Source organism: Bacillus manliponensis (genome assembly GCF_000712595.1).
In the GTDB taxonomy this organism is placed as follows: domain Bacteria; phylum Bacillota; class Bacilli; order Bacillales; family Bacillaceae_G; genus Bacillus_A; species Bacillus_A manliponensis.
Genome location: NZ_JOTN01000014.1, coordinates 98700 through 113020 on the forward strand (window position 1 = coordinate 98700; position 14321 = coordinate 113020).

Below are 14321 nucleotides of genomic sequence, written 5' to 3' on the forward strand. Positions count from 1 at the left end.
GAAAAAGGAACAGTTTTTTCTTACTTTCGAACCGGAGTCACTTTCCAGTACGTAATGACGCGCCAAATCCATTCGAATGGGCCCATCTTAAAGAATTTTAACCATACGACACTGAAGATAATTTGAACAACGTAAATCACAAGACATACATACAATGTTTCGATGTACGTAAGGTTACCTGTAAAGCTGAAGAAACTACCTGCAAGTAAAATCATTGCTGTTTGTCCAACATAGTTTGTTAATGCCATACGACCATAATATTTAAGCGGTGCAAGTAATGTTTGAAACAGCTTTGTTTGTAATAATAAAATCAATAGTCCCACATAAAATGCAGAAACAATTGGTCCAACTGCAATGCCAATACTCATAAATTTATTTGCTTGTATTATATTTGGATCCGTTACTCCGCCTAAAATAAAGTTATCAAACGGCATGTCTGGTACTTGTTGATATTGAATATATAATCCAATCATACTTAATACAAACATTACCGCTGTGAAAATCGCAACTCCCTTAATCTTACTAGATAAGTTTTCAAACACACGGTATTGCCCTGCTGCAAGACCTAATAAAATAAGCGGAATTGGTAATGCTGCCTTTGCCCCGAGAACTGCAACAACAATCGTTAAAATAAGACCTATTACTAAATTGATTCGTTTATTTAATTTATAAAATGGTAACGTAATTAATCCGCACACTGCATAAACCGTTAATGCTTCACCAGGTTGGAATAAAAAGTGAATGACACCAAATACAAATAATGCTGCTAATCGACGCAAAAATAATACATATCCATTATTCCCTTTTGCAATTGCCCTTGTAATAAAGATATAAAACCCTACTCCAAATAAGAAGGAGAAAATTGAGAAGAAACGCGCTTCTACAAATAAGTATAAAAATCTTTGATAACTCGCGTCGATTGTATTCGCTTCTGGTATGTGAATTTGAAGTAATGCAAGAATATTAACTAAAATAATTCCTAGTAGCGCAAAGCCACGAATATAATCGAGCTCATCAATGCGTTTGTTTGTAATGTTATTCGCCATATGCCCACTCCTTTTGCTGTATTTCAACCTTTTTTACTTTACAGGAAAAGGACTTATATATATATCTATTCACCTTACAGTAATCTTACATTTATGTAAGGTGAATGAATAAAACCAGGTCAAAGGATGACCTGGTTTTATTCTGATTGCTTTGATTTTTGTGGTTGTCCTTTTTTACGGTTACGCTGCTTTGCCTGAACAACTGGATCGAGCTCATTAGAAAACTCAGCGTTATGTCCGTTTTGTGTTTTTTGCTCTGGATTATTTTGATCAGAACGTGTTGTCATATATATACCCCCTATTAGTGCGGTGTAATAATCATTTCATGCTGCAGTTGGCGTACTGCCATACGAGTGCGGTTTAAGTCTTCACGCTGCTGATCATTTGCGTGCTGTTGCATCGTTTGTATATCGTGGTAGGCTTGCTCTAGTTGCAGCTGCGCATCGGAATACTCCATCGTATTATAATGCTCTTGTCTCTTTCCAATATCTAATTGCTCTTTTGCATATTCTATTGCTTTCTCCGCTTGCTCAATACAAGTTTGAAGTGATTGACGCTCTGCCATATAATTGCCTCCTTGCTTATATTTCTCCCTTATCCCGCTATTAACGGGCTGTAGGACTCCCATCCCAATACTAAAACGGACTCAGGGATGCTTAGGTGGGAGATCAACAGCCCGTAAAAGCCCGATTGGTTCAACTAACAATCATCGGAGAAATAACGCCCCCAATGATTAAAGTTTCACCTTATCTTGTCCGTTCAGCTCGTTCCTTATGAGTATGTTATAATGAATTTTGTTTTAACTGCACGCCCTTTAGTAGGAGGAATTCATATGAAGGTACAAAATCCTTTTCCATATACAACTGATAATAAACGCTATCATACGTGGAATTATCATCTTCGCCAGCATTTCGGCGAGAAAATTTTCAAAGTGTCTTTAGACGCTGGATTTGATTGTCCAAACCGAGACGGCACAGTCGCATATGGCGGCTGTACATTTTGCAGCGCTGCTGGTTCCGGTGACTTTGCAGGTGATCGCCGTGATGATGTTGTCTCTCAATATCATGAAATGAAAGAAAAAATGCATTACAAATGGAAAGATGGGAAATGCATTGCTTACTTTCAGGCCTATACAAATACACATGCCCCGGTTGAAGTGCTAAAAGAGAAATTTGAACCGCTGCTTGAGCAAGAAGGTGTTGTTGGCTTATCAATTGCAACACGCCCAGACTGCTTACCAGACGATGTTGTGGAATATTTAGCTGATTTAAATAAGCGAACATATTTATGGGTCGAGCTCGGCTTACAAACTGTACACGAGCGTACCGCGATGCTTATTAACCGTGCTCACGATTATAGCGTGTACGTCGAAGGGGTTAACAAACTACGTAAACACGGCATTCGAGTATGTTCTCACATTATTAACGGCTTACCGCTTGAGGATTACGATATGATGATGGAAACTACACGCGAAGTCGCAAAACTTGATATTCAAGGTATTAAAATTCATTTACTTCACCTATTAAAAGGAACGCCAATGGTGAAGCAATATGAAAAAGGACAGCTTGAATTTTTATCATTAGAAGATTACGTAAACCTCGTTGTTGACCAGCTTGAAATCATTCCAAAAGACGTCATCGTACACCGCATCACAGGTGATGGACCAGCGAACTTAATGATTGGTCCAATGTGGAGCTTAAATAAGTGGGAAGTATTAAATTCCATTGACGCAGAATTTGTACGCCGCGGCAGCTGGCAAGGAAAATACGCACATGAGGTGAAACAATAGTGAAATTAGAAAGAGTATTACCTTTTGCACGCACGCTTTTGCAAACAGCAATTAAAGAAGGAGATTACGCGGTTGATGCAACACTAGGAAACGGTCACGACACATGCTTCCTAGCAGAAATTGTTGGCGATAGCGGAAAAGTATTTGGCTTTGATATTCAAAAAGAAGCGATTGAAAGCTCAGCAAATCGACTACGGGAAAAAGGATTAGAAAATCGTGCTGTTTTAATTCACGATAGCCACGATACATTACTATCCGTATTGCCAGAAGAAACAAAAGGAAAGGTAACAGGAGCTGTCTTTAACTTAGGCTATCTTCCTGGCGGTGATAAAGAAGTTGTCACAAAACCAAACTCAACAATTGCAGCGATTGAGCAACTATTACAAGTCATGCCACCAGAAGGCATTATCGTTCTTGTTATTTATCACGGCCATCCAGAAGGACAAGTAGAACGCGATGCTGTATTACAGTTCACCGAGAATCTAGACCAAAAAGAAGCACACGTCCTACGCTATGGCTTCATTAACCAACAAAATAATCCGCCATTTATTGTAGCAATTGAAAAGCGATAACAGGTGAAGCTCCGCGGTGAATGTGCCGCGGAGTTTTTTTGTTGAGGACGTATTACAAGATACGTTTATTTGAACTTTTAAAAGCCTCAACCCTTGCTACGCAAACACAAAAAGAAATGCTCTCACTCATCCAAAAAGAAAAGGTTTTTTCTTGGTTTTTAACCAAAACCCTTACAAGCATGCTATATTAAAAACTCATGATTTTTTGAAAGGAGTTTTATTTTGTCAACTCATTTATTTCCAATCAAAACAGCATTCATCATTTTTCCTGTACTTGCCGTGATGTTGCTCATTCCATTTCTTATTTTTAACTACCGAAAGTACGGCTATGTAAATAAGTGGAGATCAGTCATTTTATATTCACTTCTTCTATATTTGTTAAACGCCTACTTCCTCGTAATATTGCCACTGCCGCAAACATACGATACATGTAGCTTGCAACCGGCTAATACACAGCACATGCAACTCATCCCATTTTATTTCATCGGAGAAATTGGCGCTCATACTTCCGCTATCTTCTCTCAACCAGCAACATACGTATCATTACTAAAAGAACCTGCTTTTTTACAAGTAGCTTTTAACGTCATTTTAACAATTCCATTTGGTATGTATTTACGTTATTACTTTAGACGTAGTTTTGCACAAACTGTATTCTTTTCATTTTGTCTTTCAATATTCTTTGAATTCACACAAATAACAGGACTATATGGGATATACAATTGTCCGTACCGCCTACTTGATGTAGATGATTTATTTTCAAATGCTTTTGGTGGAATTATCGGTTATATAATCGCTCCGATATTTACGTATTCCCTTCCGAAAGCAAGCGAATTAGATGCACATATTAATTTAGCAACAAAACCAGTTGGATTCATTCGTCGTATCATTGCCTTTCAAATTGATTGGGCATTGTTGTCCGTATGTATTACAGCTTTAGCTAATCTAAATATCATTCCAAGTTTAGCTCCATATGTATATAAACTAGGGCTCACAGCTTGTTTTGTATTCTTATACTTCATCATCATTCCGTACTTCACAAACGGAAAAACACTTGGAAAAGCGCTGCTTCGTATACATGTAAAAGGAAAAGATGACCGCATTGCATTTACGGAATTACTCGTTCGTTATGGGCTATTTTACTTTATACTTGGAGGTATATACTCCATCTTCTCAACTGCGTTAATGTTAAATGAAAACAACGGATTAGTTTATGGTGTTCTTTCATTGATCTTCCTTACACTAAATGGACTATTTGCTCTTCATGTTTTAGTTCATCTATTTAGTAAGGAAAAATTATTGTTACATGAGCGTATGAGCGGTACGCGAAATGTGATTGTTGTAAAAGAAACAAATACAGATTAATAACGAGCAGCCCTAACTATTAGAGATACTCTAACAGTTAGGGCTGTTTTTTCATTCATACTTCTTTTTCAAGATTATTTATTTTTAAATTCATGTAATAAACTAATCTAAATACAACTGGAAAAAATAAAGTTCCTACGAAGGATGGAATAAATACCTCACTAAATATTGATAGTATTCCAAAAAGAAACAACGCAAAGAAATAGAGTATAATTGACTTCCAATAAATAAACCTCATAAATTTCGTTTGAAACGTATCCCCTTTTTTGCAAGGCTTTCCAAATAAAAATTGAACAAATTTAATCAATGGTTCCCCTCCCATCTCCATTTATTTTCTGCTATAAGGTTCAACTAACAATCGGGCTTTTACGGGCTGGTAATCTTCCACCTAAACTTCTCTGAATCCTCTAAGTTTTGAGGCGGGAGTCTTACAGCCCGCAAATAACGGGATAAACAAATTTTACACCCTTTTCTTTCTGACAATTTCAAATTATATCATACATATTTCAAGAGAAAGCATATACACGTACAACAGCTAAATAATCTTACAAACATGTAATCTTACTGTAAGGAAATGAAATTGTGAAGACGCTGTAAAAAATGGAAAATAGATATAGTTCAAACATAACAAATGACATCACAAGGAGGATATTATGAACGCAGCTACATCTTCTCAAAAGCGAATTACATCTTTAGATATCATTCGCGGTATTGCATTACTTGGAATATTGTTTATTAATATACCAGCATTTAAGCTCATCACTGAAGACATGGTTCTTCCTACTTACAGCAAATTAGACGAAATCATTAGTATGATTATTTCTATTCTCATTACGAAGAAATTTTTCTCTATCTTCTCATTCCTATTTGGAATCGGCTTTTATATTTTCACTTCACGTGTTGAAAGCCGCGGAGACAATCCAAGACGAAGATTTACAAGACGATTACTTTCTCTATTTCTTATTGGAGCTATTCAAATACCGTTTTTCTTCGGAAGTATCTTGCCAATCTATGCAGTAATTGGATTTCTACTACTTCCCTTTTACAAAGCAAAGCTATCAACAACTTGTAAATGGTTAGGAGGAATTTCGGGAGTTTATGTAATTTCTCTTATTGCAGCTCTAATGCTTCCAGAAAAACATGCTCTTTCAGGAATCGTAAGCTTTATAAAATCTGATAGTACATTAATTTTCATCATGTTTTTAGCGGGCTTTGCAGTTGCAAAAGCAGATTGGATTCGTAACGTTGGAGCACTAAAAAAACAAATTCGCTTCATTCAAATGATTACGTTCCCTCTATTTATAGGAAGTTCCATTTGGATTGCCTCCCAAGCAAATAGCGAACAATTAGATATTATTATCGGAATCGGTACAATTCCAACAGTTGTTTTCTATGTAAGTACATTATTTTTACTATTAGAAAAGGAAAAGATTGCAAATGCTTGTACGCCTATCGCAAACGTAGGACGTATGGCACTGACAAACTATATCGCACAAAGTTTCATCGGCCTTGCTATTATGTCGGTTATGAACGTTGAAGTAGCATCACCAACAGACACAGTAATCATTGCAACTCTCATTTTTACAATTCAAATCATCTATACAAATATTTGGTTTAAATTCTTTAAGATGGGACCGTTAGAAAAGGTGTGGCGTTTTATGACGTATGGAAAGCAAAAGTAACAAGAAAGAAGGAGTTGCCTAGTTATTGTGCAACTCCTTCTTTCTTGTTACTAAAAAATATCCTTCCAAAAATAAAAACAATCTCCACTTTATAGGTTGAATAAAACTTATTCATAAGTTTAAAACACTTTTTAATCAAATGAATTTCACTCTTAAAACCTTCATAAATAAAACTCCTCTATATCCTCCCTTTTTATCACTATCAAAAAACAGGAAGTTCCATTTCAAATCACGAATATCTTCATTCGTACTTTTTTTAAAAACAGGGGGTTACAAAAAATGATTGGTATACTAGCAGGAATGGGACCAAAATCTACAGCACCTTTCGTTGATAACGTCGTGCAGCAATGCCAAAACATATATGGGGCTAAAGATGATATGGACTTCCCACACATGATGATTTATTCTTGTCCAACACCTTTTTATATGAATAGGGACATTGATCATGAAGAGATGAAAGTAGCAATTATAGACGGAGCTAAAAAGTTAGAAAGTACTGGTGTAAAATTCATTGCAATGCCATGTAATACAGCGCACATGTATTTTGATGACATACAGCGTGCTCTTTCTGTTCCATTATTAAATATAGTTGATGCAACGTTAAAAGAAGTAGATGATCCTGTACAAAAGGTAGCTGTTTTTGCCACTAATGCAACGATAAATTCTTATATTTATCAAATCGGATTAAATAAATTAGGAATACAAACGATTCATAAAGAAGAATGGCAAACAAGTATCAACACAATTCTTACACACATAAAAGCTGGAGATATCCAGCAAGGCCAACGATTGTGGAATGAGCTTTGCAATGAAGTAACTAGTTTTGTACATACAGTTATTATTGCGTGTACGGACTTGAATGTTGTGTTGAAGAAACAGTTCGAAACTCTCCGTTTCATTGATTCATCTGCTTGTTTAGCGAAAGCTGTCGTGAATCAATATTTAACAGAACAAAAAAATACTATTCGTTGATATATTTCCCACTTGAACCTCTACTCACGTCACCTTTTATGATGAATATAGTTACTCCTTTGAGTAACCATCACATATAAAGGTGGACTGATAATATGAAAAATGAATCACTACAGAACAAATTATTAGCGTGTTTTATGCATCTTTTCTCAATGGTTTTCACTTTCTTTTTACCGCTCATCGTTTATTTTATAGCTCGTAAGCGAAGTGAATACTTTGCGTTTCATGCAAAAGAAGGATTAAACCTACACTTTACGTTTCTTCCAATTTTCACATTGTTAACACTTCTTGCCCAAAAGTGGAGCCATGCTACGAAAATTTCTTTGGCACTAATCGTTATTGAAACGATTTTAATATGTATCGCCTTCCTCTTTACTTTGAAAGGAAAACCGTTCAATTATCCTGTTATTCGTTATTTCAAATCTTGATATAACAAAAAATCCGACATCATATCTTTATGTCGGATTTTTTCATTTTTTTATCATTTTTATCCTTATCGTCACCTTCTCCTTCATCTTCTTCAACAACATGTTGTTCTTGATGAAATTCCACAGTTGTTTGCCCCATAATTTGATCAAACGGTGTGTAAAAGGCGGTTATATTTTTCTTTTTGACGAACAGTTTATAAAAACCGATGAGTGTTAAAATCACGATAGCTAAGGGTAATCCCATTGCTGCTAGCTGTAGTGGATCCATATAACAACCTCCCCCTTATCAATTATGCTCGCTTTGCCTTTTTCTCTCACCTAGTAAAAAAGCAACATCCCCAATGATAAGAATACTTAAAGCAGCTTGTATCACATAATCTACAATCGTCGGCCCACCTATTTTTGTAAGCATACTATACAAACCAAGTGTAAATGAAATAAGAAGCAGTACAAGTAACGTAATGTCGATATGTTTGTATATTAGTTTGAAGAATCGCTTCATGATCATTGCTCCTTTTCATGAAAGAATGTTCGTTTCTCTTTTCGTTATTTTCTATAACGATTATATCATCAATTCCATATCAAAATGCAGGTGGGGTAACCGAAAATAATACAACTGCATTTTGACTAAAATTATTTTCCCATCTATGTTTCAAATTTGCTGGTATTTTCACACTATCACCGGCTTCTAATACATAGTTATCTTCCTCTAAATACAATTTAATTTTCCCCTCTAAGATGACCGCTACTTCCTCACCTCTATGCTCTAGAGGATTCTCTGATGAAGAAGTATTAGGAGGTACATTCATAATCGCTGTTGCTAAATTACCAGTAAAATCAGGTGACAATAATTCATAGGTTAAGTTATCAACAATCATTTTCTTACGTTTATCGGATCTTACTATTAAATCTTCTTTATTTGTTTCTTCAAGGAAAAAACTAAAAGTTGGAACATCAAGAGTTTTCGCTAATACCTTTAGCGTTTGAATAGAAGGATTCGCTAATCCTCGCTCAATTTGGCTTAACATAGAAGGTGTAATAGCAGCCAATTTTGCTAACTCTCTACTACTCAATCCTTTTGCTTCTCTATATTTTTTAACTTTCTTACCGATATCTATATTTTCCATAATGAATACTCCTTAATAAAATGTTTAATTTAATTTAAGAAATAAAATTAAATTAAATACAAAAATAATTTTATGTTAAACTGTATTAAAATATATTTAATTATAATTTATCATCTGATTCACTACAAGAATATTAGGGGGATTAAACAAATGAAGGAGATTACAAGCAACGATATACAAATTTTAAAAAATCAATATCCTTTACTAAGCAAGCTCATTTCGACAGAGGACGTATTTTGGATCAATCCTAATATCGATAAGTTTCAAACCGGAATGAAAAGGTCTCCCCTTACTCAAGAGGATGTAAGAGATGCAGAAGAAAGATTGAAACGTTTCGCTCCATATATCGCCAAAGCTTTCCCTGAAACAAAAGAAATGAATGGTATCATCGAATCTCCTTTAGTGAGAATTCCTTCCATGAAACAATCCTTAGAGCGAGATTATCAGCAACCTATATTAGGCGAATTATTGCTAAAGTGCGATAGTCATCTTCCTATATCAGGTTCTATTAAAGCGCGAGGCGGAATCTATGAAGTCCTTAAGCACGCGGAAGATTTAGCTATGAAACAAAACTTATTAACTGAACAAGATGATTATTCAATTCTAGATAGTGATAAGTTTCGTAAATTCTTTTCAAATTACTCTATTGCAGTTGGATCAACAGGAAATTTAGGACTTAGTATCGGAATCATCAGTGCCAAACTAGGATTTAATGTGACAGTTCATATGTCTGCAGATGCAAAACAATGGAAAAAAGATTTACTTCGAAGTAAAAATGTTACGGTTATCGAATACACAGCTGATTATAGTAAAGCGGTAGAAGAAGGAAGAAAGCAAGCTGCTGAAAACCCTATGTGCTATTTCATTGACGATGAAAATTCACGACATTTATTTTTGGGATATGCGGTAGCGGCTTCACGGTTACAAAAACAATTAGAACACCTACAAGTAAAAGTAGACGAAAATCACCCTTTATTTGTTTATCTTCCATGTGGAGTCGGTGGTGGGCCAGGGGGTGTAGCATTTGGTTTGAAATTATTATATCAAGATCATGTGCACATTTTCTTCGCAGAACCTACTCATTCTCCATGTATGTTACTAGGGTTAATGACTGGACTTCATGATAAAATCTCTGTACAAGATATTGGCATTGATAATATAACAGACGCAGATGGACTAGCTGTAGGACGCCCATCTGGGTTTGTAGGGAAAACTATGGAGCCGTTTTTAAGCGGTAATTATACAGTCAGTGACGAGAAATTGTATACGTTGCTAAAAAAACTAGCAGATACAGAAAATATTCATTTAGAACCCTCTGCATTAGCAGGCATGATTGGACCAACTAAGTTATATAAAGATGGAAATGATTATTTAGTAAAACAGCAACTAACAGAAAAAATGAGCAAGGGCACACATATTATTTGGGGAACAGGTGGAAGTATGGTTCCTAAAGAAGTGATGCAACAATATTATCAAAAAGGATCAAATTTGACGTTAGAGAAATAAAGTGAAACTTCACTCAGTGGGGGGTTTCTCCATCCCCCACTAAGTGTTAGTTGAACGAATCGGGCTTTTACGGACTGTTTATCTCCCACCTAAACTTCTCTGAATCCTCTAAGTTTTGAGGTGGGAGTCTTACAGCCCGTTAACGCGGGATAAAACACAATATCATCCACATTCTTCATCCACTCTTTCGCCCCTGTTCCATCAGGATTTGCCTTCCAAAGTGTGCGCTTCTGACTTATGATAGACGTCCCTCTAAACCAAACGAGTTTTCCAATTGATTCAACATACTGCGGATGATAGTCACCATACCCTTTAGGGGGATTTGTAATTTCCTTTTGCTTATTTGTTTCTATGTTAACGGTATATAACGATGGCAATGGATGTTTGCTAAAATCGTTTGTCCATTCTTTTTCTTCCATTCTGGAAGTTACAATTTTCTTGTCTGTTATCCAATCAAAATCAAAATCTGCATATTTTGGAGGTGTGTATGACCCATTCACAAACATTTCCCGAATTTTCAAATCTTTATTTTTAAAACCAAATACAAGTCTTCCACCCCCAGCAATAAAAGCAATTGTATCACTTCCAGGTGCCCATTTTGGCTTACCGACCTCTAAAACAATCTCATCTAACACTTCGAAATCTTTTCCATCCTGTGAGATAACACAAAGCATATTACTGTCCATTGACCAAGAAGCTGTTGGTGAGACAACAAAAGAAATCCATTTGTTACTAGGTGAGAAATGAAAATCTTCGGCATATACCGCAATGATTTTTTTATCACCTATTCCAATTTCTTTTGGGAGAGTGAAGAAAAGGTCTACACCGCCAAAGAGTTCAATGTTTTGATAACTACTTACTTTCTTCGTAAATAACGTTGCGCCAGACCATCCATCTGGCTTAAGAGTCCCTGCTGCGGAAAGTAAAAAACCACTTCCATCCGGTAGCCACGTATAACTGCTCACCCCAGTCGCAATATTATAAAACTGTTTCATATCTGAAATATTTAAAATACCTGCATCTTGAAAAGCAATTACATTTTTGTTTGGTGCCCAGGACGGAGAAAATCCGTTATAAAAAATCATTTTCTTCTTCCCAGTTTCTACATTGTAAGCCCACACTTCCATCTGTTCCTTCTTATCCTCAATATTGTATACAATCCACTTCCCATCATATGACCATTTTGGTGTCATCCCTACTTTGCCGTTCGTTGTAATTTGCTTCTCCTTTCCATCAATCCACGTCCATACATTTCCATCTCTTATAAAGGCAGCTTTTTCAGTTGCTGCAAATGTATGTGATGGAAAAAGAACAAGTAACATTACGATAAAAACAAATATTCTATACACTACAAATACACTCCCTACCATTGTTCTTATACGTAATATCTTTCTAAGTTTTTCTATAATGTATACAAAAAGTATCAGTTCTCGCTTTCCTCGTCTCACACAAGAAAAAAGCTGATGGAAAAGACATATATGTCTTTTCCATCAGCTTTTTTACTCTATTCACTTGCCGTTTTTTTTCGGTATATTCTTCCGTTCCAGTAGAAGAAACGTGAAGTCAGCCCTCCATATTTCACAATGCGCCTTGCTAGGCGGTGCATATGCTTTTGTTCGGATATTTTTTCATCTGATAAATATATTCCAAGTAAGCCGCGGCTAATTAAACGATGAAACTTCGCATGCGGCAATGTTTTCACACTTTCTTCTGCTTCTAACACAAAATACTTCAATCTATCGAGTATCATTTGCTCGTTTTCATAGTAACTGCAAAAGTTTAAATCTCCGCCGATACGGTCTTCTTCTTGATCGATAAAATAATCAAGTAAAATGTGAAGTCCTTGTACATACGGGAAATATCCTTGCTTAATCTTCTCAATATCTTCATCTAACAGTTCATCGTGAAACGCATAGGCAACAAGACAGAAGATACCAAGCGTTGACCCTGCACATGCAGAAAACTCGAACCAACTCATCGGTGGTACATTTTCTTTATGTGCTTCAAACCAAGCTTGAAGACGCGATTCTCTCTCTTCTTTTTTAACGTGTTTATGAATTTGCAAGTCACAGTAGTAGCACGCAAGTTCATGAAGAATTGGAGCAATTTTACCATAATGCTTCGTCTGTCTTAATACGTGCTGGCACGTTGCAACAAGTTCATCTAAATAACCACCATCATCTTGATCATCACGGTAACGGTAATAGTTACTTCCTTCACTGTCTGGCGTCAACGCATTTAGCATTGATTCATGTAGTGCCGCAAAATCATTTGGATCAAGTGACGTACTACGGTCACATAAATTATCTAAGTAATCACTAATCGTTTGATAAGCAACGATAAAGCGAATACATTCTTCACGGTGCTCATCAGCAAGCAACGCTAAAATACCTCCGCCCTCGCAGTGAAATGTTTTATGTTCAATACTCGCTAACGCCTGATTATGCAGTTCATCATTTGGAATATGATAAGCACGCTCTTTCCACATTGCTAGCTCATGGTGTACAACCGGAATAATGTCACGGTATACTTTCGCCATGAGCGTTATGGGATTACTCGGTACGTTCACTTCATTCTTCATCTCCTCTATATTAAATGTACAAATCACAATTTATATTTAGTTAAAACATAACTTTTCTCTATTTCTCAAATCATGCTTTTTCTATCCTAGTAAGCATATCAAAAAGAACTACTCTCTTCCTACCTTTTGTTTCAAACGCGGCATGGGGGCGAAAAAAGGCTCTGACCGCTACTATACACCGGTGGATGCTCTCCTACACTCTAAAAAGAAATAGTGGTTCCATACTCTGTTCTTACCAAACCACTAGCTTCCAGCTCCGTCATTCACTACAAGCAAGATTTCTCTCCCCCTACCTTTTGTTTCAAACATGGCATGGGGCTAAAGAAGGCTCTGACCGCTACTACACACCGGCGGATGCTCTCTCCACCCCTAAAAAAGAAAGGTTTTGTTTTTTCTTTTTATATTTTCTTTTTATTCACACGAACTTCCGCAAATGCCTTCGCATAGCTAAAAATTTCATCTTTCTCGTACTCATTGAATAACTCGTGATAACATTTTGGCCACTCTTTATACGCTTTGTCACTAATATGCAACCGATCAAACCAACTGCGAACTCGTGTCTTATCAACGAGCTGATCTTCACATGCTTGCATGAGTAAGAGCGGTACATCTGGAAATTCGCTTGTTTTTTCGTGGGCGATTTCAACAGATTTTATCAATTCACTATACCAACGAACTGACACTTTGCGCAAGAACAAAGAATCATTTTCCATCGCATCCCGCACTTCGTGATTACGCGTCGCCATTTCAACTGTAATATTAGACGAAAATTGCATCGTTGGCATTGCCACATTGAGCACTTTTGCAAGTGCACGAACTGGTGCATTTGGCTTTGGTACAACACCTAAACAAGGAGATGTTAATATCACACCTTGTACGTCCATTTTTGTTTCTTGTAATAAACGAATGACTGTTAATCCACCCATACTATGTCCGTATAAAAAAAGAGGGAGATAGTATGTTTTCGCTTCTTTAATCCATAGTTTTACTTCTTCTATGTATTCATCAAATGACTTGATATGTCCTCTATTTCTTGACGTTGTCCCATGCGCTGGTAAATCTCCCATCACAACGTGAAAACCGGCTTCTTTCCACATCTCTGCAAGTGAGATATAACGCCCATGATGCTCCATTGCACCGTGTACAATTACAATAACACCTTTTGCATTTTCCGCTTCATAATTCCACATAGAATCCCTCCGTTTCACTCTCAAGCATAATTTGCTACACTAGTAATAGTTTCTAGGAGAGGAAGG

The 14321-nt window shown here is 36.4% G+C and carries 17 protein-coding genes; 7 read left to right on the forward strand and 10 right to left on the reverse strand.

Translation table 11 applies throughout. The features are described 5' to 3' along the window. Positions 1–20 precede the first annotated feature (20 nt). From BAMA_RS16000 to BAMA_RS16010, 3 genes are all read right to left on the reverse strand, one after another. A complete protein-coding gene (locus BAMA_RS16000; protein WP_034641024.1) occupies positions 21–1046 on the reverse strand; it encodes a DUF418 domain-containing protein in 1026 nt (341 codons plus the stop codon). A gap of 137 nt (positions 1047–1183) precedes the next feature. Then, positions 1184–1333, reverse strand: coding sequence for a hypothetical protein (locus tag BAMA_RS16005; protein ID WP_034641027.1), 150 nt, complete (start codon positions 1331–1333; stop codon positions 1184–1186). A 14-nt stretch (positions 1334–1347) separates the two neighbouring features. After that, on the reverse strand, positions 1348–1611 hold the full coding sequence (locus BAMA_RS16010; RefSeq protein ID WP_034641030.1) for a YtzC family protein: 264 nt from the start codon (positions 1609–1611) through the stop codon (positions 1348–1350). Between the two features lie 267 nt (positions 1612–1878). On the opposite strand from BAMA_RS16010, the gene mnmL reads away from it, so the two are divergent. From mnmL to BAMA_RS16025, 3 genes are all read left to right on the forward strand, one after another. Beyond that, entirely contained in the window at positions 1879–2835 is a 957-nt protein-coding gene (mnmL, locus tag BAMA_RS16015; protein WP_034641032.1) for a tRNA modification radical SAM protein MnmL/YtqA, read from the forward strand. Further along, the gene (gene mnmM / locus BAMA_RS16020; RefSeq protein ID WP_034641035.1) at positions 2835–3407 is read left to right on the forward strand and encodes a tRNA 5-(aminomethyl)-2-thiouridylate-methyltransferase MnmM; all 573 of its coding nucleotides are present in this window, start codon (positions 2835–2837) and stop codon (positions 3405–3407) included. Before mnmL ends, mnmM begins: the two co-directional genes overlap by 1 nt. Positions 3408–3629: 222 nt before the next feature. After that, on the forward strand, positions 3630–4769 hold the full coding sequence (locus tag BAMA_RS16025) for a VanZ family protein (RefSeq protein WP_034641038.1): 1140 nt from the start codon (positions 3630–3632) through the stop codon (positions 4767–4769). 55 nt (positions 4770–4824) lie between these two features. Here BAMA_RS16025 and BAMA_RS25200 read toward each other — a convergent pair whose 3' ends face one another. Next, the gene (locus BAMA_RS25200) at positions 4825–5091 is read right to left on the reverse strand and encodes a hypothetical protein (protein ID WP_235184466.1); all 267 of its coding nucleotides are present in this window, start codon (positions 5089–5091) and stop codon (positions 4825–4827) included. Positions 5092–5422: 331 nt separating this feature from the next. Between BAMA_RS25200 and BAMA_RS16035 the strand changes: the two genes are divergently transcribed. The 3 genes from BAMA_RS16035 (at position 5423) to BAMA_RS16045 (ending at position 7851) form a co-directional block, all read left to right on the forward strand. Next, complete coding sequence (locus BAMA_RS16035) at positions 5423–6451, forward strand: DUF418 domain-containing protein (protein ID WP_034641043.1); 1029 nt, start codon at positions 5423–5425, stop codon at positions 6449–6451. 279 nt (positions 6452–6730) lie between these two features. Continuing rightward, the gene (locus BAMA_RS16040; protein ID WP_034641045.1) at positions 6731–7423 is read left to right on the forward strand and encodes an aspartate/glutamate racemase family protein; all 693 of its coding nucleotides are present in this window, start codon (positions 6731–6733) and stop codon (positions 7421–7423) included. Between the two features lie 95 nt (positions 7424–7518). Next, positions 7519–7851 (forward strand): DUF4870 domain-containing protein, encoded by a 333-nt coding sequence (locus BAMA_RS16045; protein ID WP_034641047.1) that lies wholly within the window; start codon positions 7519–7521, stop codon positions 7849–7851. Positions 7852–7870: 19 nt separating this feature from the next. Here the strand turns inward: BAMA_RS16045 and BAMA_RS16050 are convergent, their stop codons facing one another. The 3 genes from BAMA_RS16050 to BAMA_RS16060 form a co-directional block, all read right to left on the reverse strand. Continuing rightward, the gene (locus BAMA_RS16050; RefSeq protein ID WP_034641049.1) at positions 7871–8119 is read right to left on the reverse strand and encodes a DUF3951 domain-containing protein; all 249 of its coding nucleotides are present in this window, start codon (positions 8117–8119) and stop codon (positions 7871–7873) included. A gap of 18 nt (positions 8120–8137) precedes the next feature. Beyond that, positions 8138–8353 (reverse strand): hypothetical protein, encoded by a 216-nt coding sequence (locus BAMA_RS16055; RefSeq protein ID WP_034641051.1) that lies wholly within the window; start codon positions 8351–8353, stop codon positions 8138–8140. Positions 8354–8432: 79 nt separating this feature from the next. Beyond that, complete coding sequence (locus tag BAMA_RS16060; protein WP_034641053.1) at positions 8433–8978, reverse strand: cupin domain-containing protein; 546 nt, start codon at positions 8976–8978, stop codon at positions 8433–8435. A 150-nt stretch (positions 8979–9128) separates the two neighbouring features. Here BAMA_RS16060 and BAMA_RS16065 point away from each other — a divergent pair, with 150 nt between their 5' ends. Beyond that, positions 9129–10484: a D-serine ammonia-lyase gene (locus BAMA_RS16065; RefSeq protein ID WP_034641055.1), complete on the forward strand. Its 1356-nt coding sequence runs from the start codon at positions 9129–9131 to the stop codon at positions 10482–10484. 89 nt (positions 10485–10573) lie between these two features. Here BAMA_RS16065 and BAMA_RS16070 read toward each other — a convergent pair whose 3' ends face one another. The 3 genes from BAMA_RS16070 to BAMA_RS16080 all read right to left on the reverse strand — a co-directional run bounded on the left by BAMA_RS16070 (position 10574) and on the right by BAMA_RS16080 (position 14255). Continuing rightward, positions 10574–11833 carry a TolB family protein gene (locus BAMA_RS16070; RefSeq protein WP_051758997.1) on the reverse strand — a complete coding sequence of 420 codons (1260 nt, stop codon included), beginning with the start codon at positions 11831–11833 and terminating at the stop codon, positions 10574–10576. Positions 11834–11988: 155 nt separating this feature from the next. Continuing rightward, positions 11989–13053 (reverse strand): tetraprenyl-beta-curcumene synthase family protein, encoded by a 1065-nt coding sequence (locus BAMA_RS16075; protein WP_034641058.1) that lies wholly within the window; start codon positions 13051–13053, stop codon positions 11989–11991. 410 nt (positions 13054–13463) lie between these two features. Further along, entirely contained in the window at positions 13464–14255 is a 792-nt protein-coding gene (locus tag BAMA_RS16080) for an alpha/beta hydrolase (protein WP_034641061.1), read from the reverse strand. Positions 14256–14321 lie beyond the last annotated feature (66 nt).